At 64.7% G+C, this 22,180-nt stretch carries 21 protein-coding genes and 1 tRNA gene; 18 read left to right on the top strand and 4 right to left on the bottom strand.

Annotated features, from left to right (window positions below):
• Positions 1-73 precede the first annotated feature (73 nt).
• From ACR64R_RS25860 to ACR64R_RS25835, 6 genes are all read left to right on the top strand, one after another.
• Positions 74-1,954 carry an extracellular solute-binding protein gene (locus ACR64R_RS25860; protein ID WP_487359073.1) on the top strand — a complete coding sequence of 627 codons (1,881 nt, stop codon included), beginning with the start codon at positions 74-76 and terminating at the stop codon, positions 1,952-1,954.
• The gene (locus ACR64R_RS25855) at positions 1,954-3,831 is read left to right on the top strand and encodes an extracellular solute-binding protein (RefSeq protein ID WP_487359072.1); all 1,878 of its coding nucleotides are present in this window, start codon (positions 1,954-1,956) and stop codon (positions 3,829-3,831) included. Before ACR64R_RS25860 ends, ACR64R_RS25855 begins: the two co-directional genes overlap by 1 nt.
• 30 nt (positions 3,832-3,861) lie before the next feature.
• Positions 3,862-4,956, top strand: coding sequence for a microcin C ABC transporter permease YejB (locus ACR64R_RS25850; RefSeq protein ID WP_487359071.1), 1,095 nt, complete (start codon positions 3,862-3,864; stop codon positions 4,954-4,956).
• Entirely contained in the window at positions 4,956-6,095 is a 1,140-nt protein-coding gene (locus tag ACR64R_RS25845; protein WP_487359070.1) for an ABC transporter permease, read from the top strand. Before ACR64R_RS25850 ends, ACR64R_RS25845 begins: the two co-directional genes overlap by 1 nt.
• Entirely contained in the window at positions 6,092-7,720 is a 1,629-nt protein-coding gene (locus ACR64R_RS25840; RefSeq protein WP_487359069.1) for an ABC transporter ATP-binding protein, read from the top strand. Before ACR64R_RS25845 ends, ACR64R_RS25840 begins: the two co-directional genes overlap by 4 nt.
• 85 nt (positions 7,721-7,805) lie before the next feature.
• Positions 7,806-8,747: a 2-hydroxyacid dehydrogenase gene (locus ACR64R_RS25835; RefSeq protein WP_487359068.1), complete on the top strand. Its 942-nt coding sequence runs from the start codon at positions 7,806-7,808 to the stop codon at positions 8,745-8,747.
• A gap of 51 nt (positions 8,748-8,798) precedes the next feature.
• Here ACR64R_RS25835 and ACR64R_RS25830 read toward each other — a convergent pair whose 3' ends face one another.
• Together ACR64R_RS25830 and ACR64R_RS25825 are read right to left on the bottom strand one after the other, a co-directional pair.
• Positions 8,799-9,173 (bottom strand): hypothetical protein, encoded by a 375-nt coding sequence (locus tag ACR64R_RS25830; protein WP_487359067.1) that lies wholly within the window; start codon positions 9,171-9,173, stop codon positions 8,799-8,801.
• Between the two features lie 132 nt (positions 9,174-9,305).
• The gene (locus ACR64R_RS25825) at positions 9,306-10,250 is read right to left on the bottom strand and encodes a methyltransferase (RefSeq protein ID WP_487359066.1); all 945 of its coding nucleotides are present in this window, start codon (positions 10,248-10,250) and stop codon (positions 9,306-9,308) included.
• A gap of 155 nt (positions 10,251-10,405) precedes the next feature.
• Between ACR64R_RS25825 and ACR64R_RS25820 the strand changes: the two genes are divergently transcribed.
• Together ACR64R_RS25820 and ACR64R_RS25815 are read left to right on the top strand one after the other, a co-directional pair.
• Complete coding sequence (locus ACR64R_RS25820; RefSeq protein ID WP_487359065.1) at positions 10,406-11,416, top strand: ligase-associated DNA damage response exonuclease; 1,011 nt, start codon at positions 10,406-10,408, stop codon at positions 11,414-11,416.
• 1 nt (position 11,417) lies between these two features.
• Positions 11,418-13,016 carry a cisplatin damage response ATP-dependent DNA ligase gene (locus ACR64R_RS25815; protein WP_487359064.1) on the top strand — a complete coding sequence of 533 codons (1,599 nt, stop codon included), beginning with the start codon at positions 11,418-11,420 and terminating at the stop codon, positions 13,014-13,016.
• Between the two features lie 160 nt (positions 13,017-13,176).
• On the opposite strand, the gene ACR64R_RS25810 is transcribed toward ACR64R_RS25815, so the two are convergent.
• Complete coding sequence (locus ACR64R_RS25810) at positions 13,177-14,373, bottom strand: hypothetical protein (protein WP_487359063.1); 1,197 nt, start codon at positions 14,371-14,373, stop codon at positions 13,177-13,179.
• Positions 14,374-14,716: 343 nt separating this feature from the next.
• Between ACR64R_RS25810 and ACR64R_RS25805 the strand changes: the two genes are divergently transcribed.
• From ACR64R_RS25805 to ACR64R_RS25765, 9 genes are all read left to right on the top strand, one after another.
• Positions 14,717-14,792 (top strand) — tRNA-Thr (locus ACR64R_RS25805).
• Positions 14,793-15,541: 749 nt separating this feature from the next.
• Positions 15,542-15,730, top strand: a complete 189-nt coding sequence (locus ACR64R_RS25800) for a YodC family protein (RefSeq protein ID WP_487359062.1) — start codon at positions 15,542-15,544, stop codon at positions 15,728-15,730.
• Positions 15,731-15,876: 146 nt separating this feature from the next.
• A complete protein-coding gene (locus tag ACR64R_RS25795) occupies positions 15,877-16,308 on the top strand; it encodes an EF-hand domain-containing protein (RefSeq protein ID WP_487359061.1) in 432 nt (143 codons plus the stop codon).
• A 45-nt stretch (positions 16,309-16,353) separates the two neighbouring features.
• Positions 16,354-16,896, top strand: coding sequence for an RNA polymerase sigma factor (locus ACR64R_RS25790; protein WP_487359060.1), 543 nt, complete (start codon positions 16,354-16,356; stop codon positions 16,894-16,896).
• A 74-nt stretch (positions 16,897-16,970) separates the two neighbouring features.
• On the top strand, positions 16,971-17,420 hold the full coding sequence (locus ACR64R_RS25785; RefSeq protein WP_487359059.1) for a hypothetical protein: 450 nt from the start codon (positions 16,971-16,973) through the stop codon (positions 17,418-17,420).
• The gene (locus ACR64R_RS25780) at positions 17,417-17,857 is read left to right on the top strand and encodes a periplasmic heavy metal sensor (RefSeq protein WP_487359058.1); all 441 of its coding nucleotides are present in this window, start codon (positions 17,417-17,419) and stop codon (positions 17,855-17,857) included. The genes ACR64R_RS25785 and ACR64R_RS25780 overlap by 4 nt, the downstream gene beginning before the upstream one ends.
• Before the next feature lie 110 nt (positions 17,858-17,967).
• Complete coding sequence (locus ACR64R_RS25775; protein ID WP_487359057.1) at positions 17,968-18,255, top strand: GCG_CRPN prefix-to-repeats domain-containing protein; 288 nt, start codon at positions 17,968-17,970, stop codon at positions 18,253-18,255.
• Positions 18,256-18,362: 107 nt separating this feature from the next.
• The gene (locus ACR64R_RS25770) at positions 18,363-19,820 is read left to right on the top strand and encodes a DUF1800 domain-containing protein (protein ID WP_487359056.1); all 1,458 of its coding nucleotides are present in this window, start codon (positions 18,363-18,365) and stop codon (positions 19,818-19,820) included.
• Positions 19,821-19,839: 19 nt separating this feature from the next.
• Entirely contained in the window at positions 19,840-21,078 is a 1,239-nt protein-coding gene (locus ACR64R_RS25765; protein WP_487359055.1) for a DUF1501 domain-containing protein, read from the top strand.
• Positions 21,079-21,138: 60 nt separating this feature from the next.
• On the opposite strand, the gene ACR64R_RS25760 is transcribed toward ACR64R_RS25765, so the two are convergent.
• Positions 21,139-21,408: a GCG_CRPN prefix-to-repeats domain-containing protein gene (locus ACR64R_RS25760; RefSeq protein ID WP_487359054.1), complete on the bottom strand. Its 270-nt coding sequence runs from the start codon at positions 21,406-21,408 to the stop codon at positions 21,139-21,141.
• Between the two features lie 305 nt (positions 21,409-21,713).
• Here ACR64R_RS25760 and ACR64R_RS25755 point away from each other — a divergent pair, with 305 nt between their 5' ends.
• Positions 21,714-22,160, top strand: a complete 447-nt coding sequence (locus ACR64R_RS25755) for a pyridoxamine 5'-phosphate oxidase family protein (protein WP_487359053.1) — start codon at positions 21,714-21,716, stop codon at positions 22,158-22,160.
• The last annotated feature ends 20 nt before the right edge of the window (positions 22,161-22,180 follow it).

Raw genomic sequence — 22,180 nt, 5'->3', positions numbered from 1 at the left:
CGGCCCTTGCGGTTTTCACCGGCGTCAGATGATCTAGATTGCGGTGATTGAATTTCGCGACGAAGGAGACCCCATGAAGGTTGGCCGCTTCCGCACGCTTTTCGCATCGGCGTTTGCGATCGCCTTCGCCGCCAGCCTCCAGGCCGGTCTCGCCGATGACTGGCACACGACGTCCTCGCTGATCGGGCCTTCGAAATATGGCGAGAATTTCCCGCACTACGATTACGTCAACCCGGACGCGCCGAAGGGCGGCACATACAATTCCGTCGTCCAGGGCACGTTCGACAGCTTCAACCCCTACATCGTGCAAGGGTCGCCGGCCGCGGGCCTGCAGCCCTTCGGCGGTGGACTACTCTACGACACGCTGATGGAGCAGGCGACGGACGAAGGCAGCGTCAGCCATCCCCTGATTGCCGACGCCTACAAGTATCCGTCCGACTATTCCTCGGCGACCTACCGGCTCGACCCGCGCGCCAAATGGCATGACGGCCAGCCGATCACCGCCGAAGACGTGATCTGGTCGTTCCAGGTGCTGAAGGCCAACAGCCCGATGTACAGCCGCTATTTCGAGAATGTGACCGAAGCGGTAGCGGTCTCGGACCGCGAGGTCGAGTTCCATTTCAACCAGAAGGGCAACCGCGAACTGCCCAAGATCCTCGGCGACCTCGTCGTGCTGCCGAAGCATTGGTGGGAAGGAACCGGCGCCAACGGCAAGAAGCGCGATATCACCAAGCCGACGCAGGAGCCGCCGCTGGGTTCGGCCGCCTACAAGATCTCCAGCTTCAAGCCGGGTTCGGAAATCGTCTGGCAGCGCGTGCCCGACTATTGGGGCGCCAAGCTGCCGGTGAAGATCGGGCGCGAGAATTTCGACACCCAGCGCTTCACCTACATGCTGGACGACAACGCCGCGTGGCAGGCCTTCACCAAGGGCGGGCTCGACGACATCAAGCCGGAAAACAGCTCGAAGAAATGGGCGACGTTCTATGATTTTCCGGCAATCAAGGCCGGCGACGTCACCAAAAAGGAGTTCAAGACCACTTCGCCGGAGCCGATGCAGGCCTTCATGCTCAACCAGCGGCGGCCGCTGTTCCAGGATCGGCGGGTGCGTGAGGCGCTGACTTATCCATACGATTTCCAGACGATGAACCGCACGCTGTTCTTCAACTACAACACCCGCACCGCCAGCTACTTCCAGAACACCGAGCTGGCATCGAGCGGCCTGCCGCAGGGCAAGGAGCTGGAAATCCTCGAAAAATACCGCGACAAGCTGCCGCCGGAGCTTTTCACGCAGGAATTCAAGCTGCCGGTCTATGACTCGCCGCAGGCGGAACGGAAATATCTGAAACAGGCCGTCGACCTGTTCGCCCAGGCAGGCTGGGTGATCAAGGGCGGCAAGATGGTCAATGCCAAGACCGGCCAGCCGTTCAAGTTCGAGATCGTCGGCTGGAACGAAACCGACCAGGTGCTGACCGGCAACTGGATCGCCAACCTGCGCAAGATCGGCGTGGACGCCAGTCTGCGCATCATCGACCAGACCCAGTACATCAACCGCGTCAACAATTTCGACTATGACGTCATCACCAGCCTGCTCCAGCAGTCGGAATCGCCGGGCAACGAGCAGCGCGACTTCTGGAGCTCGAAAGCGGCGGACACGCCGGGATCGCGCAACTATTCGGGCATCAAGGATCCGGTGGTCGACGCGCTGGTCGACCGCATCATCTTCGCCACCGACCGCGAGGACCTCGTCGCCACCACCCGTGCGCTCGATCGGGTGCTTTTGTGGAACTACTATGTGGTGCCGCAATTCTATCGCGCGGTGGTGTGGTTGGCCTATTGGAACAAGTTCGGCATTCCGGACAAGCAGCCCAGCTACCGCGGCGCCGACATCGATTCATGGTGGATCGACACCGACAAGGAAAAGGCGCTGGCCGCCAAATACAAGAGCGGCAACTGATGGGGCGGCGGTCTGTGCTTCCGCGCCGCGACTTCCTGGCGCTCGGCGCCGCGGCGACGGCCGCCGCGCTGTTGCCCGGCAGGGCTTTCGCGGACACCGCCACGGGCGTCAAACTGCACGGCCTGTCGGCTTTCGGCGATCTCAGATACAAGCCGGATTTCACGCATTTCGACTATGTCGATGTCAACGCGCCGCAAGGCGGCTCTTTCAATTTCCTGCCGCCCAACTGGGGCGCCAACCAGAGCCCGCTCACCTTCGATACGATGAACGCCTTCGTGCCGAAAGGCTCCGCTCCTCAGCGCATGGAGCTGTGCTTCGACCAGTTGATGGCAAGGGCGCTGGACGAGCCCGACGCCGTCTACGGACTGATCGCCGAAGGCGTCACGCTTTCCAACGACCGCAACGGCTTCACCTTTGCACTGCGCCCGCAGGCGCGCTTTCATGACGGCTCGCCGCTGACGGCCGAGGACGCGGCCTTCACCTTCAAGCTGCTGAAGGACAAGGGCCATCCGGACTATTCGCTGCCGCTCGCGCAGCTCGAGGACGCGATCGCGGTGGATACGCACACGCTGCAGCTCAAATTCACCGGCAAGCAGACGGCGCGCACCATCCTCAACGTCGTACAGTATCCGATCCTGTCCAAGGCCTTCTTCAGCGCCAATCCGTTCGATTCCTCGCAGCTCAACCCGCCGCTCGGCTCGGGCGCCTATAAGGTCGGCCGCTGGTCGGCCGGCGCCTGGATCGAATATGAGCGGGTTGCGGACTATTGGGGAAACGACCTTGCGGTCAATCGCGGCCAGAACAATTTCCAGCGTATCCGCATCGAGTTCTACCAGAACCGCAACGCCTCGTTCGAGGCCTTCAAGAAGGGCGAGATCCTCTACAAGGAGGAATTCGTCTCGCGCATCTGGGCAACAGGGTATGATTTTCCGGCCGTGAAGGACGGCAGGGTGGTGAAGCGCGAGTTCCCCGCTGAGAAAGTGCCTTCCATGCAGGCCACCGCCGTCAACCAGAGGCGCGAGCAGTTCCGCGACCCCCGCGTGCGGCAGGCGATCGCGCTCTGCTTCGATTTCGAATGGACGCGGCGCAATTTCTTCTACGGCTCCTACGAGCGCTCGCAGTCCTGCTTCGAAAAGTCGGATTATCGCGCCGAGGGAAAACCCTCGCCGCAGGAACTGGCCTTGCTGGAACCGTTGCGCGATCAGATTCCGCCCGAAGCCTTTGGCGAGGCCGTGACCCAGGCGGTGTCGAACGGCTCGGGACGGGACCGCCAGTTGCTCGGCAAGGCGGCCAAGCTTCTCGGCGACGCGGGCTGGAAACGTTCGGGCGATTTCGTCGTCAACGACAAGGGCGGGCGGCTGTCAGCCGAGATCCTCGCCGATGACGACATCTTCGTCCAGATCTATTCGCCCTGGGTCGACAACATGAAGGCGATCGGCATCGACGCCTCGATCCGGCTCGTCGATTCAGCGCAATACCAGCTCAGGCAATCGACATACGATTTCGATCTGCTCTCGGCTGCTTTCAGTTTCGGCGCCACGCCGACCCGCGACGATCTCGAGATTTTCTTCCACTCGCGCAGCGCCGGCATTGCGGGCTCTAGGAACCTGCCAGGCATAGCGAGCCCGGCCATCGACGCGCTGATCGATGCCGTCGGCGCCGCCAAGGATCGCGAAACCCTGACGGTTGCGATGCGCGCGCTCGACCGGGTCTTGCGCGCGCGGCGCGATTGGATTCCAAGTTGGTACCTGGCGAATCACCGAAGCGCCTTTTGGGACATGTTCGGCTTCCCCGAGCAGAAACCCGATTTCGGCTTTCCGGTCGAAACGCTCTGGTGGGTCGACAAGGGCAAGGCGGCAAAGATTGGCAAAGCCTGACATGATCATTCACGCGGGATCGGCCGCCTGATGGGCGCCTATATCCTGCGCCGCGTCCTGCTGATGATCCCGACGCTGTTCGGCATCATGGCAATCTCTTTCGCCGTGATCCAGTTCGCGCCAGGCGGACCTGTGGAGCAGGTCATCGCAAGCCTCAACAACCAGGGAGGCAATGATCGCCTCGGCAGCGGCGGCGGCGATGTCGCCGGGGCCAATTTCGACGCGGCGGGCGATGTCGGCTCGAAATACCGCGGCGCGCAAGGGCTGGACCCTGAATTCATCAAGAAGCTCGAGAAGCAGTTCGGCTTCGACAAGCCGCCGCTGGAGCGCTTCGGCATGATGCTGTGGAATTACCTGCGCTTCGATTTCGGCGACAGCTATTTCCGCGACATCTCGGTGCTCAACCTGATACTAGAGAAGATGCCGGTGTCGATCTCGCTCGGGATCTGGATCACGATCCTCTCCTACCTGATCTCGATACCTCTCGGCATCCGCAAGGCGGTCAAGGACGGCTCGGCGTTCGACATGTGGACCAGCGGCGTCGTCATCGTCGGCTACGCCATTCCGAGCTTCCTGTTCGGCATCCTCTTGATGGTGCTGTTCGCCGGCGGCTCCTTCTGGGACTGGTTCCCGCTGCGCGGCATCGTTTCCGACAATTGGGACCAACTGTCCTGGCCGGCCAGGATCGTCGACTATTTCTGGCACATGACGCTGCCGCTGACGGCGCTGGTCCTGTCCGCCTTCGCCACGACGACGCTGCTCACCAAGAATTCCTTCCTCGAGGAGATCCGCAAGCAATATGTGGTCACGGCGCGCGCCAAGGGCCTGTCCGAGCACAGGGTGCTCTACGGCCATGTCTTCCGCAACGCCATGCTGATCGTCATCGCCGGCTTTCCCGGCGCCTTCATCTCGGCTTTCTTCACCGGCTCACTGCTGATCGAGAACATCTTCTCGCTCGACGGCCTCGGGCTGCTCGGCTTCAAATCCGTCCTGCAACGCGATTACCCCGTCGTGTTCGCCAATCTCTACATCTTCTCGCTGCTGGGCCTGCTCGTCGGATTGCTGTCCGATCTGATGTACACCTGGGTCGATCCGCGTATCGATTTCGAGCGGAGAGACGTCTGATGTCAGAGGCCGCCGCGGGAAGCCCGCCGAAACGCACCAGGCGGCCGTGGCTGTCGCCACTCAACCGCCGTCGATGGCAGAATTTCAAGGCCAACCGGCGCGGCTACTGGTCGCTGTGGATCTTCCTGGTCCTGTTCGTGCTGTCGCTGTTTTCGGAATGGATAGCCAACGATAAGCCGATCATCGTCTCCTACAAGGGCGAGATCCTGTTCCCGGTGCTGGTCGCCTACCCGGAAGAGAAGTTCGGCGGTTTCTATGCCGTGACCGACTACCGCGACCCGGTCATCCGCGACGAAATCAATGCCAATGGCTGGATGATCTGGCCGCCGGTCCGCTATTCCTACCGCACGGTCAACAACGCCATCCCCGAAGCCGCCCCGGCCAAACCTTCTTGGGAATATGATGCGGAGAAGCGCTGCAGCCAGTATCCGCAGAAGGCCGCCGATCCGGATTGCATCGTCGGCAACTGGAACTGGCTGGGCACGGACGACCAGGCGCGCGACGTGCTGGCCCGGCTCATCTACGGCTTCCGCATCTCGGTTCTGTTCGGCCTGATCCTGACCGCGGGCTCCTCGTTGATCGGCGTCGCAGCGGGCGCGGTGCAAGGCTATTTCGGCGGCTGGACCGACCTTCTGTTCCAGCGCGTGATCGAGATTTGGTCGGCGATCCCGGTGCTCTATCTGCTGCTCATCATCTCGGCCATCCTGCCGCCGGGCTTCTTCATCCTGCTCGGCCTTATGCTGGTCTTTTCTTGGGTGGCGCTGGTCGGCGTGGTGCGCGCCGAGTTCCTGCGCGCGCGCAACTTCGAGTATGTCAACGCGGCGCGGGCGCTTGGCGTGCCCAATCTGACCATCATGTTCCGCCACCTCCTGCCCAACGCTATGGTGGCAACCCTGACCTTCCTGCCGTTCTTGACGAGCGGCGCGATCTCGACGCTCACTTCGCTCGATTATCTCGGCTTTGGCCTGCCGCCAGGTTCGCCTTCGCTGGGCGAACTCATGAAACAGGCGCAAAGCAATCTCAACGCGCCGTGGCTCGGCATTTCCGGCTTCGTCACCGTGTCGCTGATGCTGTCGCTGCTGGTGTTCATCGGCGAGGCGGCGCGCGACGCCTTCGATCCGCGCAAGACGTTCCAATGACCGAAGCCCTGCTTTCCGTCCGCGACTTGAGCGTTGCCTTCGGGCAAGGCGGCAAATCGTCGATGGCGGTCGATCACGTGTCCTTCGATATCGGCAAGGGCGAGACCGTGGCGCTGGTCGGCGAATCCGGTTCCGGCAAGTCGGTCTCGGCGCTGTCGGTGCTGAAGCTGTTGCCTTACCCCATGGCCAGCCATCCGTCGGGCAAGATCCTGTTCCAGGGTGCCGACCTGCTGGCAGCCGGAGAAAAAGCCTTGCGCGGCGTGCGCGGCAACAAGATCACCATGATCTTCCAGGAGCCGATGACCTCGCTCAACCCGCTGCATACGGTCGAGCAGCAGGTCATCGAGGTGCTGAAGCTGCATCAGGGCCTCGGCGACCGGCAGGCCAGGGCGCGCGTGCTGGAGTTGCTCAACGAAGTCGGCATCCGCGACCCGGAGAAACGGCTCGACGCCTACCCGCACCAACTCTCCGGCGGCCAGCGCCAGCGCGTCATGATCGCCATGGCCTTGGCCAACGAGCCGGAGCTTCTGATCGCCGACGAGCCGACGACGGCGCTCGACGTCACCGTGCAGGCGCAGATCCTCCAACTGCTCGCGGACTTGAAAAGCCGCAAGGGCATGTCGATGCTGTTCATCACGCATGACCTCGGCATCGTCAGGAAGATCGCCGACCGGGTTTGCGTGATGACCAAGGGCAAGATCGTCGAAACCGGCCCGACCAAGGAGATCTTCGCCAATCCGCAGCACCCCTATACCAAGCATCTGCTGGCCGCCGAGCCGAAGGGCAGGCCGCCGGCGGCGAACGCGGACGCAAAGGCGGTGATGACCGGCAAGGACATCAAGGTCTGGTTCCCGATCAAGCGCGGCTTCTTCCGCCGTACCGTCGACAATGTGAAAGCCGTCGACGGCATCGACGTCACCGTGCGCGCCGGCCAGACGCTCGGCGTCGTCGGCGAGTCCGGCTCGGGCAAGACGACGCTGGGCCTGGCGCTGGCCCGGATGATCTCGTCGACGGGGGCGATCAATTTCAACGGCCGCGACATCGACCAGCTTTCCTTCAGCGCCATGCGGCCGCTGAGGCGCGAATTGCAGATCGTCTTCCAGGATCCGTTCGGATCGTTGAGCCCGCGCATGTCCGTCGCCGAGATCATCGAGGAAGGACTGCGCATTCACGAGCCCAAACTCTCGCCCGACGAGCGTGACGACAAGGTCGTCCAAGTGCTGAACGAGGTCGGGCTCGATCCCGAGACGCGCTACCGCTACCCGCATGAATTTTCCGGCGGCCAGCGCCAGCGCATCGCGATCGCGCGCGCCATGGTGCTCAATCCTCGCTTCGTCATGCTCGACGAGCCGACCTCGGCGCTCGACATGAGCGTGCAGGCGCAAGTGGTCGATCTCCTGCGCAACCTGCAGGCCAAGCACAATCTCGCCTTTCTCTTCATCAGCCACGACCTCAAGGTCGTGCGCGCCCTTGCCAATGACGTCATAGTCATGCGCAATGGGAAGGTCGTCGAAGCGGGTCCTTCCGAGCAGATTTTCGGCAGCCCGCAGACGGACTACACGCGGGCGTTGATGGCGGCGGCCTTCAAGATCGAGACGGCGCCGACTGGCGTGGTCAGCGAATAGCCATTTCGCGCAACTCCGGACGGAAAACCGCTACACACTTTTCCTCAAATCCAGGACCGACAAAACAGGGAAGACATATCCGCAGATGGAAAAGGGCAAAATCCTGCTTGCCGTCACGGCCTTTCATCCACAGCGCTGGCACCAGTTGCTGGCGGCCGAGCGCGAGGTGGTGCTGGAGCCGGCCGGCGCCAACGATCCCTCGATTGCCTACGCGGTGGTGTGGAAGCACAAGCCGAACCTGCTGTCACGGCTGCCCAACCTGCGAGCCATCTTCTCGGTCGGCGCGGGCGTCGACCATATCTTCGCCGATCCCGGCCTGCCAGCCGTGCCGATCGTCAGGGTCGTCGCCGACAATCTCACCCAGTACATGACCGAATATGTCGCCTGGCGGGTGCTCGATCACCATCGCCACGGCATGCTCTATCGCGCGCAGCAGCCGAAGAAGATCTGGCACGAGCCGCTGCAGCGCCCGGCCGGCGACATTTCGGTCGGCATCATGGGCCTCGGCCATCTCGGCCGCGCGGCGGCATCCGTGCTTTTGTCGCTCGGCTTTGCCGTGAACGGCTGGTCGCGCAGCGAGCGGCCGATGAAAGGCGTTTCGACCTATGCCGGCGAAGCGGGGCTGATCCCCTTCCTCAATGCCACCGATATCCTGGTCGTGCTCTTGCCGCTGACGCCGCACACGCAAGGCATCATCAACTACGGCGTGCTGAAGGAACTGCGCCGCCGCAACGGCCTCGGCGGCGCCGTGCTGATCAATGCCGGTCGCGGCCGGCTGCAGAAGGATGCCGATATCCTGCGCGCGCTGGACGACGGCACGCTGAAAGAAGCCAGCCTCGACGTGTTCGAGGTCGAGCCGCTGCCGAAGACGAGCCCCCTGTGGAGCCATCCGAGAGTCTTCATCACGCCACACGCGGCGGCGACGTCGGACCCGGCCCACCTGGCGCCGATCATGCTTCGCCAGATGGATGCCTTCGAGCGCGGCGAAAAGCTCGACAATCTGGTCGATCGCGAGGCAGGCTACTGATTTCTGGCGGCGCGCTGTCGTTTTCGCAAAACCGCTGCGCACTTTCGGGCATTAGGACGGTTTCGAGCCAGGCAGTCCGAAGGTTTCCTTCTTCTTCGGCTTGCCGCAATCGCGGCGCTCGATCGAGCGGTTCATGGCGTCGATCTCACCGCTCGCCTTGTTGCTGTCGCGCGATGCCTTGGAGCGCATATCCGGCGTGAACGGGCCGAAGCCCATCGCCGGATTGGAGAAGCTGGGCTTGGCCGTGACTGGGAGGTTGTTCTGCTGCGCCAGTTGATTGCGCTGCGCCAGCAACTGATCGCAAGGCACTTCGTCATATTGCAAGGAGGATTGAATATCCTCGTCCTGTCGCTCGGCCATCGACGTGCCGCCGACACAGCCGGCGACCGTCAGGCAAGACGCCAATGCAACCATGGTCCAGCGCATGGATCCCTCCTTGGAGCAATTCCGGAAAAGTGCATAGCGGCATGTCGCCCGAAATTGCACGAACAAAGACTCGATACCCGCCCCGCGCGACCTCGACCATGCCATTCAGGCTTTTTCGCAGCAAGCGCGGGCTCAACCGGTCGCCGAATTCTTCTTTGAGGCAGCTCTAGCCTGGAAGCCGGCCACGATGGCAAGGCCTTCGACCGGGTCACGCCGATCGTGGCGGATGACCATGCTTTCCAGCGACAGGACGGCAAACCCGTTGGCGGAAAGGACGCGTCGCGCATAGGCTTCGGAGTGGGCATAGCGCCGCGATGGGCGCAGGGTGAAATCACCGCCGCCGGCAAGCGTCTCGACCGAGAACGCGAAGATGCCGCCATCGGCAAGCATGTCCGCAACCGCGCCGACGATTCCCTCGAGCGCCCCGACATAGATGAACACGTCGGCCGCGACCACGAGGTCGGCTCCCAGGCCGGAGTGGCAAAAACGCTGAAGGTCGGCCTTTGAAAGCAGGTCATAGATGCCCTTGGCCTTTGCCTTCCTCAGCATGCCGGCCGAGATGTCGTAGCCCTCCAGCCGGTCGACGAACGGGCGCAGCCTTTCGCCCATCAGGCCGGTGCCACAGCCGAGGTCGAGGGCCAGCCGGAATCGGTCGGACCTCGCCTTGCGGATAGCCTGGCCGAGGAAGTCCGGCAGCCGGTAGCCCAGCTTCCCGACAAGCGACTCCTCGAAAGTGTCGGCGTAATGATCGAACAAGGTCTCGACAAAGGCGCTGGGCGGCGCCGTGACGGCGGGCGCCTTGCCGATCAGTTGAAGCTTGAGCGCGGCGCCAAGACGGTCGGCGGGCTCCAGCTTCAGCGCCATGGCCCAGGCCTGCGCCGCCTGGTCGAGCAGGCCTGCCGCCTCATGCATCTCGCCAAGGCGAAACCAGCCGGCGGCCCATTGCGGCGCGAGTTCCAACGCGCCGAGCAGAAGTTCCGCCGCCTGCGCAGGCTCGCCCGAGGCAAGCAGCATCTCGGCGAAATCGGCGCGACGATCGGCATTCAAATCGCCCGACGAGGCCTGGAGCGGTTTCATTCGTGAAGAATCCCACCTGCGATGCTGAGCCTCGGCGCACCGTGCCGGTGGACGAGCAGGGCGCGTCGAGCAGCACGGCGCGGATGGCTTTAGGATGAGTCAGCAGTCTCTTGCAACGGGCTTCCCGCGCAGAATTTAGCCACTATCTTCCAGGCATGCGCGCCAGCGAACTGCTCAAATCCCGGCCGGAGGGCCTCTATTGCCCGCCCGGCGATTTCTTCATCGACCCGGTACGCCCCGTCGAGCGGGCGCTGATCACGCACGGTCATTCGGACCACGCGCGCTCCGGCCACCGCTCGGTGCTCGCCACGCAAGAGACGCTCGACATCATGGGGCTGCGCTATGGCGAGGATTTTGCCGGAACGACGCAGCCGGCAGTCCTTGGCGAAACGCTCGACGTCAACGGCGTCGCCGTCACCTTTCATCCGGCGGGGCATGTTCTGGGCTCGGCGCAGATCTGCGTCGAGCACCGGGGCATGCGCATTGTCGCTTCGGGTGACTACAAGCGGCAGAAGGACGCCACCTGCCTGCCGTTCGAGCCGATACGGTGCGATGTCTTCATCACCGAGGCGACCTTCGGACTGCCGGTGTTTCGCCATCCGCCCGACCATGAGGAGATCGCCCGCGTGCTCAAATCGGCGGCGCAATTTCCCGAACGCTCGCACCTGATCGGCGCCTATGCGCTGGGCAAGGCACAGCGCGTGATGCGCCTGCTGCGCGATGCCGGCTATGACAGGCCGATCTTCATTCACGGCGCGCTGGCCAAGCTCAGCGAATATTATCAGGGCCAGGGGATCGATCTCGGCCGGCTGGAGCCGGCCACGGTCGAAAGGGGCGGCAAGGCCGATTTCGCCGGCGCGATCGTCGTCGGACCGCCTTCGGCGTTCGCCGACCGCTGGGCGCGGCGTTTTCCGGACCCGATCTCCTGCTTCGCGTCAGGCTGGATGCGAATCCGCCAACGCGCCAAGCAGGGCGGCGTCGAGCTGCCGCTGATCATTTCCGACCATGCCGATTGGGATGAGCTGATCCTCACGATCAAGGAGACAGGCGCGGAGGAAATCTGGGTCACGCATGGCCGCGAGGAGGCGCTGGTGCGCTGGTGCGAGCTCGAAGGCATCGCGGCGAAGCCGCTGCACCTGGTCGGGTACGAGGACGAGGGCGATTGACGTGAACCGCTTCGCAGAGCTCCTCGACCGTCTCGTGCTGACGCCGTCGCGCAACGGCAAGCTGACGCTGCTCACCGACTATTTCCGCAGTGTCGAGGACCCAGATCGCGGGCTGGCGCTGGCGGCGATCACCGGGGACCTCAACATCGCTGCAGTGAAGCCGGCGATGCTGCGCGCGCTGGTGGTCGAGCGCATGGACCCCGTGCTGTTCGGCTATTCCTACGACTATGTCGGCGACCTCGCCGAGACCGTATCGCTGGTCTGGCCGCAACCGGCGGGGCATATCCCGAACCACGCGCCGACGCTTGCCGAAGTGGTCGGCAAGCTGCAGGCGGCGAGCCGCTCCGACGGGCCGAAAGTGCTGGCGCGGCTGTTGGACAGCGCCGGCATCTCGGCGCGCTTCGCGATGATCAAGCTGGTGACCGGCGGCTTGCGCATCGGTGTGTCGGCGCGGCTCGCCAAGCAGGCTCTGGCCGATCTCGGCAAGGTCGACGTCGCCGAGATCGAGGAGCTCTGGCACGGGCTGACGCCGCCTTACACCGAGTTGTTCGCCTGGCTGGAAGGGCGAGCGGAGAAGCCTATAAGCGCGGCGCTCGCGCTGTTCCGGCCGGTCATGCTCTCCAACGCCGTCGACGACGGCGACCTCGAGAAACTCGAACACACCGCCTATGCGGCGGAGTGGAAGTGGGACGGCATCCGTGTGCAGGCCGTGTGCGAAAGCGGCGTGCGCAGGCTCTATTCGCGCACCGGCGACGATGTGTCCGGCGCCTTTCCGGACCTTGCCGCGGCCATGAATTTCGAAGCCGCGCTCGACGGCGAGCTGCTGGTCGGCGACCCGCGCGAAGCGACCGGCACCTTTTCCGACCTGCAGCAACGGCTGAACCGCAAGAGCGTGTCGCCGAAAATCCAGCAGCAATATCCGGCCTTCATGCGTTGCTACGACGCGCTGCAGATCGACGGCGAGGATTTGCGCGCGCTGCCCTTTGCCCGGCGCCGCGAACGGCTCGAGGCTTTCGTCAAAACCCTCGACCCCGGCCGCTTCGACCTCTCGCCCTTGGTCGAGTTTCCCGATTGGGAGGCGCTGGAGCGGCTGCGCCAGGCGCCGCCGCATCCGATCATCGAAGGGGTGATGCTGAAGCGCTGGGATTCGCCCTATCTTGCAGGCCGGCCAAAAGGCCCGTGGTTCAAGTGGAAGCGCGACCCGCACACCATCGATGCGGTTCTGATGTATGCGCAGCGCGGCCACGGCAAGCGCTCCAGCTTCTATTCCGACTACACTTTCGGCGTCTGGTCCGGTCCCGAGGGATCGGAAGAGCTGGTGCCTGTCGGCAAGGCCTATTTCGGCTTCACCGACGAGGAGCTGAGAGAGATCGACAAATATGTCCGCGACAACACGATCGAGCGCTTCGGGCCGGTGCGCTCGGTGCGTGCCGACCGCCGGAACGGCCTGGTGCTGGAGGTGGCGTTCGAAGGCCTCAACCGCTCGACACGCCACAAATCGGGCGTGGCGATGCGCTTTCCACGCATCTCGCGGCTGCGATGGGACAAGCCGGCCGCCGAAGCCGACCGCATTGAGACGCTACAGGCGCTGCTGGATTGATAACAGGTTTGACGTCGGCGCTTCACCCCAGCCGCGCCCGCGGCGCGACCTTCCCCATCAAGGGGCGGTCGGGAGCAGCCGCCACGTGATACTCCCCCGAGGGGCGGTTGGCGCGAAGCAACGGGTGGCGTGCGTCGCGCCCGTCGATAAGTACACGCGATCACTGCGCGATCGAAACGCGTATCTCGTAGATGTCGACGGACTTGCCCTTCTGGTCGAAGTCGGAGTTGACGGCGATGGTGCCGGCGGCGCCTGGGTGCTTGTCGGCAAACTGCAGGTCGAACAGATATTCGTTGCGTTCGTGACCGACCGCGTAGCGCTTGCGGCCGCAATCGCCGAGATCGCCGAAATTGCAGTCGACCGAAATCTGCGTCTCCTTGCCCTCTTCCGAGCGGGCGATGATGTCGAACATGGCATGCTTGCCGGCAAGCTTCTCCAGCACGCCCTGCCCGACATCGAAGGCTATGGCTGAGCCCGAGGCGCCGGAGCGGATGCGCAGGAACTGGCCGGTATCGTCCTTCATCGCGTCGGCGCCGGCGTCGGAGGGCGTGCTGACATGGGTCGGGTCGGCGGGCGAGAAGATGGTGATCCAGTTCTTCGACTGATCCGCCTCGCCCGGCTTCTGGGGCGAGCCTGTATCGCCCGGCTGCGACGAATCCTCGCTGTCAAGGGTCGGCGTCGGTTCCGGCGGACCGGTGTCGAGCTGCGCGGCCGTCTTGAAGACCCCGGTCTGGCTCGCGAAATAGCCGCCTATGCCAAGGGCGGCTAGCAGCGTCGCGACGACGAAGATCGCGGTCAGCGGCAGCCGCCGGCCCCTGATTCTCCGCTCGTCGCGATCGGGCGCGACCTGGGCGCCATTACCGACGGGAGCGCCCGGCGAATCATCCAGCGACGGCGCGTCGGGAAGCGCCGTTTCGTCCGGCATGATGTCGGGCACGCGCGGCAGCACGCGCGAGCGCGGCCGGTCCGAAGCATCGGACTGCACCGGGCCGTCGACCGTGATGGAGGGCGACGGCGCGGTCTGCGACGGTGGCCGCGGCGCGTCGACCGATGGCGCGGTCGACGCGGCCGGATAGTCGACGCGGGGCCCCGGCGCGGCATTGCCGGCCGGCGCGACGTTTTCGGGCGGCAGCGTCACATCGGGGATGGCCGGCAGGAATTCGGATTCGATCTCGGCGATCTTGGCCTGCACCGCCTTGCGGCGGCCGATGGCGGCCTCGACCGTGATGTTCGGATTGGCCTGCAAGACACGGTCCAGCGCCGCAAAGGCGGATCGATAGACCCTCTCGCGGAACACCCGGTCCTCGGCATTGCCCTTCTCGAAGGCATTGCGGATAGCTTTCTCGATGGGGTCCAAGCGAGCTCCCTCTGCGCGTTCGCTCACAGTTCCCTGATCGTTAGCCGCAGGCGGCCAATCGATCAACGGGCGAGCGGCTGCCTTGCCGGCGTATCCAACGCCATTTCGGCATTTTTTGCTGGAAAATCAACATTTTTCGTCACCGCCAGCGCGGCCGCGCCGGCCAGCCAGGCGCAAAGGACGGTCGGCCAGTACGCCGCCGCAGGCAACGCCTGCGCCCGTCGCGCGGTAACCGTAGATCGGAATTGCCGCCGACAAGGCCGGAATTCACCGCTGCCCATCTTGAATTAGGGAGCGGTTGCGTCTATCACCCAGCCCATTCTGGAAGCCTGACGCTTCCCGGGCCGCTTTAGCTCAGTTGGTAGAGCACATCATTCGTAATGATGGGGTCGCGTGTTCGAGTCACGCAAGCGGCACCAAATTTCTCCACGAGAACCAATTGTTGCGGGGGCCGCTCGTTTGAGGGGGTCCGCCCATGGGTCAGCCATAGGCAATGAGGCAGGCGGCAAAAGTTCACCGGCGCAGACAACCTGCCCCAACGGAATAAGGGGCTATATCTTTGGCCCGTTCGGACCAATGCGTCCGGCCGGACGGACCTCGGTCGATTGTGGGTTAGCGGGCAAATCAGACAGTCTCGCGATCGCGCCGGCTGATAACCCCAAGCCCCCCGCCCATCGGTCGGCGCATGCCCGGCTTGCGGACATCAAAGTCCTAACCACAAAAAGCGAGCCGGGCTTCCATCCGCGTGCCCGTGCCGAGGAGATGGACGGTCTATCACGTCAATTTCGGAGCAGGCGGCAACAGCCCGCGTCCAACCGAGATCAGAAGGGTTGAAGCGGACAATCTGTCGGCAGCGGTTACGAAGGCAAAAGCACGGTGGCCCGATAAACGGTCCATGACCGACCTCCGCCTGAGAAGACACGCCAATCGGGCGCGGCCGCCGGCTCCGCAGCGCTACACCGATTGAACACAAGGAGCGATCGGACCGCCCGCTTCGGCCTCACGCCCTCGACACGATCCGACCACGCATGGAGTGCTGCACGGCGTGTCATGCAAGTTGCATCAATTTTCACGCCTTCCTAGCCTGTACCATGTCATCGGCGCAGCTCGGCCATTGTCGGGAATCGCCTTTGGTGGGAAACTCCCTCTGTCAGCATGGGAGGTCGAAATGCCCAATAGTTTCAAGACCGGAGACGTCGTCAGGCTGAAATCCGGAGGCCCGGAAATGACCGTCAGCGATGGTGCGGCCTCCGGCATGTATCTGTGCCACTGGTTCAACCGCGAAGGCGACGTCTGGACCCCGCAGCATGCCGGCTTCAAGCCGGACCAGCTGGTGGTGGTCGACAACCAGAGATAGTCGTCGCTTCTGTTCGGAAGCGGTCCGGCGCGGCCGGATCCGATGGATTTGCTGTCCTGTCCAAAAGGACCGACGGATTTCGCTCGTCGCCGCGTTTAACGGCTGAAGCGTGGCCGCCAATGGCCGCGTCAACCGGAGACGAGAGCATGATCCGCGCCACTATAATCGTCGTTGCCCTTGGTTTGCAGACCGCGGCCGCGGTCGCCCAGACGACGACGCCGCCTACCCCTGCCCCCGCGCCGGCCCAGACGCCGGGCACTTCAGCTACGGCCAAGTCCGGCCTGACGCTGGAGAAGTTCGAAGCGCGCAGGGAAAAGGCGTTCATGCGGGCGGATACGGACAATGACGGCAAGGTCAGCCTCGCCGAGTGGACCGCTTTCCAGACCGCGCGCAAGGCCAAGGGCGACCCGGCCAAGTCCTTCGCGCGCATGGATACCAACAAGGACGGCTTCGTCGACAGGGGCGAGCTCGACGCCTTCCTCGCCAAGCGCTTCGCCAAGCTCGACAAGAATGGCGACGGCGTGCTCGACGCCGACGAGAGGCCCGGCCACAAAACCGCTCCCAATCAGGAGCAATGACCGAGAGGTTATGGCGCACAATGACAGTCTCGAGCGCCCCGTTTGATGGGCGCCGATCCGGACGAAGAACTGGTACGGCGCATCGGCGCCGGCGACCCCGCCGCCGTGCAGACGATGGTGGCGCGCAAGCTGCCGCGCATCCTTGCCCTGGCCGCGCGCATGCTCGGCGATGCCGCGGAGGCCGAGGACGTCGCCCAGGAGACCTTCGTGCGCATCTGGCGCCACGCCTCGGGCTGGCGCCAGGGACAGGCGCGTTTCGACACCTGGATCCACCGGGTCGCGCTCAACGTTTGCTACGACCGGCTGCGGCGCCGGCGCGAATGGACGACGGACGAACTGCCGGAGGTCGCCGATGAAGCGCTGCTTCCCGATGCAACGCCAGGCGACGAAGAGCGCAGGGTCAACCAGGCGCTGCAGCGCATCGCGCCGCGCCAGCGCGAGGCGATCGTGCTGGTCTATTATCAGGAGCTGTCCAACATCGAGGCCGCCGGCGCCATGCAGATCAGCGTCGATGCGCTGGAAAGCCTGCTCGCGCGGGGTCGTCGCTCCTTGCAGGCCATGCTCGTCCGAGGCGATGGCGATGACTGAGGCCGCGCAGGAGTCGCCGGCTTTGCGGACAAGAACGTGGGGGGCCACGTCAAACCGGCGGAAGGGGGAAAGAAATGGCTGAGAACCCGTTTGAAGGACCGATGGATGCCGAGCGCTTTGCCGCGCTGGCGGATGCCTATGGCGGCGCATTGCATCGCTGGCCGGCTGCCGAGCAGGCCGCCGCGATACTGTTTGCCGAGACCGACGAGGGCCGCGCTATCCTGGCGCACGCCAGCAGGCTCGACACCATGCTTGACCGGCATCGGGTCAAAGCACCCAGCCCGACACTTTATGGCGCGATTGTCTCCGGGGCCGTTACCTCGGTCAGGCAAAAGCGGCGGCGGCGGTTCTGGTGGCTGGGCTTCGGGCTTGCAGGTGTCGGCCTGGCCGGCGCCGTGGCAGGGCTGGCGCTGATCACCGTGGTCACGCCGGACCCTGCCGCGGACCACTATGTGATGGACGCCAATGCGACGTCGTTCGGCGATGCCGGCCCCGACGCCGACCAGGTCGAGGAGGATCTATGAACCCCCGTCTCGTAGCGGCATCCCTGGTGCTGAATGTCTTTCTGATCGGAGCGTTGGCCGGCGGAGCCGGCTGGCTGATCGGCAAATCCAATCCCGGCCTTTCGCTGGAATCGGCGGGTGGTCGACTGCCTGCGGCCGACCGCAAGATCTTCCGCCAGGCGCTGCGCGAGGTGCGCCGCCAATCCCGTGACGTGATCCTCGATGGACAGGCCGCGCGGCGGGAGGCTGCCAACCTCCTGCAGCAACCGACCCTCGACACGAACGCGCTTGCGGCCGCCCTGGCCCGTGCGCGCAATGCCGACGTCACCGTGCGCACCCGGCTGGAGCAAAGCATAATCGAGTTCGCCGCGTCGGGTTCACCGCAAGATCGCCAGCTGCTAGCCGACGCCTTGCTTCGGCGTGCCGGCAAGCAGCCGCCCGCAAAAAAAACGCCGTGAGAGGCGACGGAAAGCGCGGCCACGCCCGTTCAAGGGAAGCAGGGACAAGCCTGTGACCGCCTCTGGCGGCGGGCAGGTTCTCTTAAACGTCAAGCTTTCGGGAGTATCCCATGAACAGTCTGATGAAATATTCGATCGCGGCCGCGCTCGCCATCGGCGGGACGGCCGCCGCAAGCGCCGCCTCGGCGATGCCCATCGCACCGGTCGCGCCGGCGCCCGCGCTCGTCGAGCATGTCGCCTGGGGTTGCGGCCCTGGTTGGCATCCCAACTACTGGGGCCGCTGCGTGCCCAACCGTCGCGTGATCTATCCTGGCTATTACTACTGGGGTGGACCGCGCGTCTATATCGGCCCGGCCTGGCATCCGTACCACCACTGGCACCACTGGCGCCGCTGGTAAGAACCGCCTCGCGATGCCTGTGCTGCGGCCGGCATCAATGAGGCATCCGATGACCGGAGCAATTCCGGTCGACGCGGCGAGCGCCGACCGGTGAGATGGAGGCTTGATTGGCCTTAACCGCTTCAAATGCAACGCCGCCGGACCCTGTCCTGGTCGCGCTCAACCGCTTCGGCCTGGGCGCAAGACCCGGCGACGAGCGCGGCAAGATCGCCGCCGACCCGCGCGGTTACCTCAAGGCCGAGCTCAAGCAGCAGGACATCGCGCTCATTTCTCCGGACGATCCGAGGAATGCCGGGCTGCTGGACAGCACCGCTTCGATCCAGGCCAGCATGACCGCGGCAGCGGAACGCAAGGCGGCAAGGAATCTGAAGACGGCACCCACCATCCCGCCGACCGCCGTTGAAGAGCCGGGCGGCTCAGGCGGGACAGGCAGCAAGCCGGCCGTGCCGCGGGTGGAGGCCGATATCTATCGCGGCGAAGCACAAGCCCGCTTCGACAAGGCGCTCAATGCCGATGCCGGTCTGGTCGAGCGGCTGGTCGGCTTTTGGTCGAACCATTTCTGCGTCTCCGCCGCCAAGGCGCCGGTCGTGCGGGCAAGCGCCGGCGCCTTCGAGCGCGAGGCGATCCGCCCCTTCGCGCTCGGACGCTTCGCCGACATGCTGCTGGCGGTCGAGCATCATCCCGCGATGCTTTTCTATCTCGACAACCAGCAGTCGATCGGCCCGGACTCCCGCGCCGGCAAGCGGCGCGGTCGCGGCCTCAACGAAAACCTCGCCCGCGAGATACTGGAATTGCACACGCTGGGCGTCGGCAGCGGCTACAGCCAGGCCGACGTCACCAGCTTCGCCGGCATGCTGACCGGCTGGACAATGGCAGGCCGCAACGGGCGGCTCGGGGAACCGGGCGCGTTCGTCTTCAACGCCAACACCCACCAACCGGGCGAAGCGACGCTGCTTGGCAAAACCTATCCAGGCGGCGGCATGGGCCAGGCCGAAGCGGCGCTCAACGACATTGCCCGCCACCCGGCCACCGCGCGGCACATCGCCACCAAGCTCGCCCGTCATTTCATCTCGGACGATCCGCCACCGGCAGCGATCGCTCGCCTGGCCGCCGTCTTCACGAAGACCGATGGCGATCTGCTGGCGATGGCCGTGGCGCTTATCGACATGCCGGAAGCCTGGTCGACGCCGCTGGCGAAGCTTCGTTCTCCACTGGACTATGTCGTGGCGCTGCGGCGCGCGATCGGTTCCACCGGAGGCAACGAACCACAAAGGTCGCTCCGCTGGCTGAGGGCGCTTGGCGAACCGCTCTGGCAGCCGCCCGGGCCGAACGGCTTCTCCGATCAGACGGATGCATGGACCTCCCCCGAGGGCCTCAAGACCCGGCTGGATATCGCCTGGCAGGCAGCCCGGCAGGCGCAAGACATCGGCAACCCCGACGAGATGCTGGCGTCGCTGATCGGCACGTCCGTGTCGGCCGAGACACGCCAGGCGATTTCGCGCGCGGAGTCCAGGCAGCAGGGCCTGGCGCTGCTGTTGATGGCGCCAGAGTTCCAGCGCCGGTGAGTTAACGGGAGATGCGGTCATGAGCCTTCTTTGCGAAACCCCGAACCTGTCCCGCCGCGCGGTGCTGATGAGCGGCGGCGCGCTGTTTGCCTGGGCCTATCTGCCGCGATTCGCGCGGGCCGCCGGCAATCGCGATCCGCGCCTGATCGTCATCGTGCTGCGCGGCGCGCTGGACGGGCTGTCGACGGTCGGGCCGGTCGGCGACCCGGAATATGCCGGCCTGCATGGCGACATCGCGCTTTCGCTCTCAGGCGCCAACCCGGCATTGCCGCTCGACGGTTTCTTCGCCGTCAATCCGGCGATGCCGGTCTTCGCGCGCCTGTTCAGGGCGGGCCAGGCAACGGTGGTGCACGCGGCCGCGACCGGCTACCGCGACCGCTCGCATTTCGACGGACAGGACGTGCTGGAGAGTGGCCTGCCCGGCCCCGGCAACGCAACCACCGGCTGGCTCAACCGGGCGCTGGCCAGCCTGCCGGCCGGCGACAGGATCGCCAAGGCCGGCGGCCTCGCGGTCGGACCATCGACGCCGCTGGTGATCCGCGGCGCCGCGCCGGTGCTCGGCTGGGCCCCGCAAGCCCTGCCGACGCCCGGCGATGCCTTGGTCGAGCGTGTGCTCGACCTCTACGATCATCGCGACCCGGTGCTGGCGGCGGCGCTGCGGAAAGGCCTCGACGCCGACCGGATGGCAATGGGAGACGTGCTTGATGGCAAGACGATGAAACCGAAAGGCGGCCTCGACAATGCCGCCGGCATGCGGCAGTCGGCGCAAGGCGCGGCGAGGCTGATGGCGGCCGACGACGGGCCGCGCATCGCGGCGCTTGCCTTCGACGGCTGGGACACGCATGTCAACGAAGGCGGCGCCACCGGACGGCTGGCCAATCTCCTCGGCGGCCTCGACGGCGCCTTCGAGGAATTCGAGAAAGGGCTCGGCTCGCGCTGGAAAGACACGACGGTCGTCGCTATCACCGAATTCGGCCGCACGGCGCGCATCAACGGCACGGTCGGCACAGACCACGGCACCGGCACCGTGGTGCTGCTGGCCGGCGGCGCGATCAAAGGCGGCCGCGTCATCGCCGACTGGCCCGGACTGAAGCCGGCCCAACTTTACGAACAGCGTGATCTGGCACCGACCAGTGATGTGCGGGCGGTGCTGAAGGGGCTGCTGGCTGATCAGTTCGGGCTCTCCGCCGCATTGCTCGGCGACAAGGTCTTTCCGGAATCGGCCGCGCTGAAGCCGATGCGCGATCTCATCGCATAGGTGAAAGAGCGCCCGCGCCGTTTCCGGGGCGGGCGCTCTCTTCGCTCTCGGAAGCGATCATCAGCTCCAGAAACCGTGATGCCAGCGGCCGTGATACCAGAAGCCGGGGTGCCAATGGCGCAGATGCATCGGGCGGATGATCACCCGGCCGTTCGGCACGCATCTTCCCCAATGGTTCATGTGCCAGCCGGGGCCGCAGCGCCAGCCGATGGTCTCGACCGGCAGCGGCGAGGCGCTCGGCTTGGCCATCGGCATGGCCTCCGAGCCTGCGCCGGACAACATCAATGTGCCGGCAGCCAAAGCGATGGGCAGAAAGTTTTTGGTGAACATGCGCTGTCTCCGTCATTCATCCCTACCGCCGTTGAACGGAAGACACGCGCAAATCCGTCGGGCGAGACCGATCACATTCTCGTTGGATCCGTTCGACGTTTCCGGCACTTGGTGATTGGGTACTCAGTGCCTGACGGCTTGCCTTCAAAAGCCGCGCCGTTGCAATGGCCAGCCCAGGCCGCCCGACATCAAATTGATCCATATCAACGAGCAAGGGGGCGTCCCGCATTAGGGTTGACGACTGGCGAGAAAGGACTGACGGATTGTTAAGGCCGAAAGCCAGCTGAAAACAGGAGATCATAGCGATGATGATCCGCACGCTCTCTACCTTGGAATGCACGAAATTGCTGGCGGCGAACCGCACCGGCCATCTGGCATGCGTGAAGGACGGACGACCTTACGTCGTATGCTTCAACTACGCTTACGCCGACAGTCATCTCTATGCATTCTCGCTTGAGGGCAAGAAGATCGATTGGATGCGGGCCAATCCCCTGGTGTGCGCCCAGGTCGATGAACACACCCAGGGCCGTGGATGGAGAAGTGTGATCGTCGACGGCCGCTATGAGGAACTGCCGGACCGGGTCGGCCATAAGGTTCAGCGCGACCATGCCTGGTCGGTGCTAAGCAAGCATACCGACTGGTGGGAGCCCGGCGCGCTCAAGCCTGTCACGCCTCCGACATCAGATAGCATCCCGCACGTCTTTTTCCGGATCGTCGTCGAGCAGGTCTCGGGACGGGAAGCGACCGAGTAGGCCGCGCCGCCAGCTCGACG

The organism is Mesorhizobium sp. MC2-1-1 (genome assembly GCF_057597255.1).
This window is presented reverse-complemented; position numbering and strand designations above follow the sequence as displayed.

What these genes read in the sequence shown, in the direction of transcription:
- ACR64R_RS25830 (WP_487359067.1), bottom strand. Translation starts at nt 9,173, where the DNA reads ATGCGCTGGACCATGGTTGCATTGGCGTCTTGCCTGACGGTCGCCGGC.
- ACR64R_RS25760 (WP_487359054.1), bottom strand. Translation starts at nt 21,408, where the DNA reads ATGTTCACCAAAAACTTTCTGCCCATCGCTTTGGCTGCCGGCACATTG.
- ACR64R_RS25845 (WP_487359070.1), top strand. Translation starts at nt 4,956, where the DNA reads ATGTCAGAGGCCGCCGCGGGAAGCCCGCCGAAACGCACCAGGCGGCCG.
- ACR64R_RS25855 (WP_487359072.1), top strand. Translation starts at nt 1,954, where the DNA reads ATGGGGCGGCGGTCTGTGCTTCCGCGCCGCGACTTCCTGGCGCTCGGC.
- ACR64R_RS25775 (WP_487359057.1), top strand. Translation starts at nt 17,968, where the DNA reads ATGAACAGTCTGATGAAATATTCGATCGCGGCCGCGCTCGCCATCGGC.
- ACR64R_RS25785 (WP_487359059.1), top strand. Translation starts at nt 16,971, where the DNA reads ATGGCTGAGAACCCGTTTGAAGGACCGATGGATGCCGAGCGCTTTGCC.
- ACR64R_RS25860 (WP_487359073.1), top strand. Translation starts at nt 74, where the DNA reads ATGAAGGTTGGCCGCTTCCGCACGCTTTTCGCATCGGCGTTTGCGATC.
- ACR64R_RS25780 (WP_487359058.1), top strand. Translation starts at nt 17,417, where the DNA reads ATGAACCCCCGTCTCGTAGCGGCATCCCTGGTGCTGAATGTCTTTCTG.
- ACR64R_RS25765 (WP_487359055.1), top strand. Translation starts at nt 19,840, where the DNA reads ATGAGCCTTCTTTGCGAAACCCCGAACCTGTCCCGCCGCGCGGTGCTG.
- ACR64R_RS25755 (WP_487359053.1), top strand. Translation starts at nt 21,714, where the DNA reads ATGATGATCCGCACGCTCTCTACCTTGGAATGCACGAAATTGCTGGCG.
- ACR64R_RS25820 (WP_487359065.1), top strand. Translation starts at nt 10,406, where the DNA reads ATGCGCGCCAGCGAACTGCTCAAATCCCGGCCGGAGGGCCTCTATTGC.
- ACR64R_RS25795 (WP_487359061.1), top strand. Translation starts at nt 15,877, where the DNA reads ATGATCCGCGCCACTATAATCGTCGTTGCCCTTGGTTTGCAGACCGCG.
- ACR64R_RS25835 (WP_487359068.1), top strand. Translation starts at nt 7,806, where the DNA reads ATGGAAAAGGGCAAAATCCTGCTTGCCGTCACGGCCTTTCATCCACAG.
- ACR64R_RS25840 (WP_487359069.1), top strand. Translation starts at nt 6,092, where the DNA reads ATGACCGAAGCCCTGCTTTCCGTCCGCGACTTGAGCGTTGCCTTCGGG.
- ACR64R_RS25850 (WP_487359071.1), top strand. Translation starts at nt 3,862, where the DNA reads ATGGGCGCCTATATCCTGCGCCGCGTCCTGCTGATGATCCCGACGCTG.
- ACR64R_RS25800 (WP_487359062.1), top strand. Translation starts at nt 15,542, where the DNA reads ATGCCCAATAGTTTCAAGACCGGAGACGTCGTCAGGCTGAAATCCGGA.
- ACR64R_RS25825 (WP_487359066.1), bottom strand. Translation starts at nt 10,250, where the DNA reads ATGAAACCGCTCCAGGCCTCGTCGGGCGATTTGAATGCCGATCGTCGC.
- ACR64R_RS25790 (WP_487359060.1), top strand. Translation starts at nt 16,354, where the DNA reads ATGGGCGCCGATCCGGACGAAGAACTGGTACGGCGCATCGGCGCCGGC.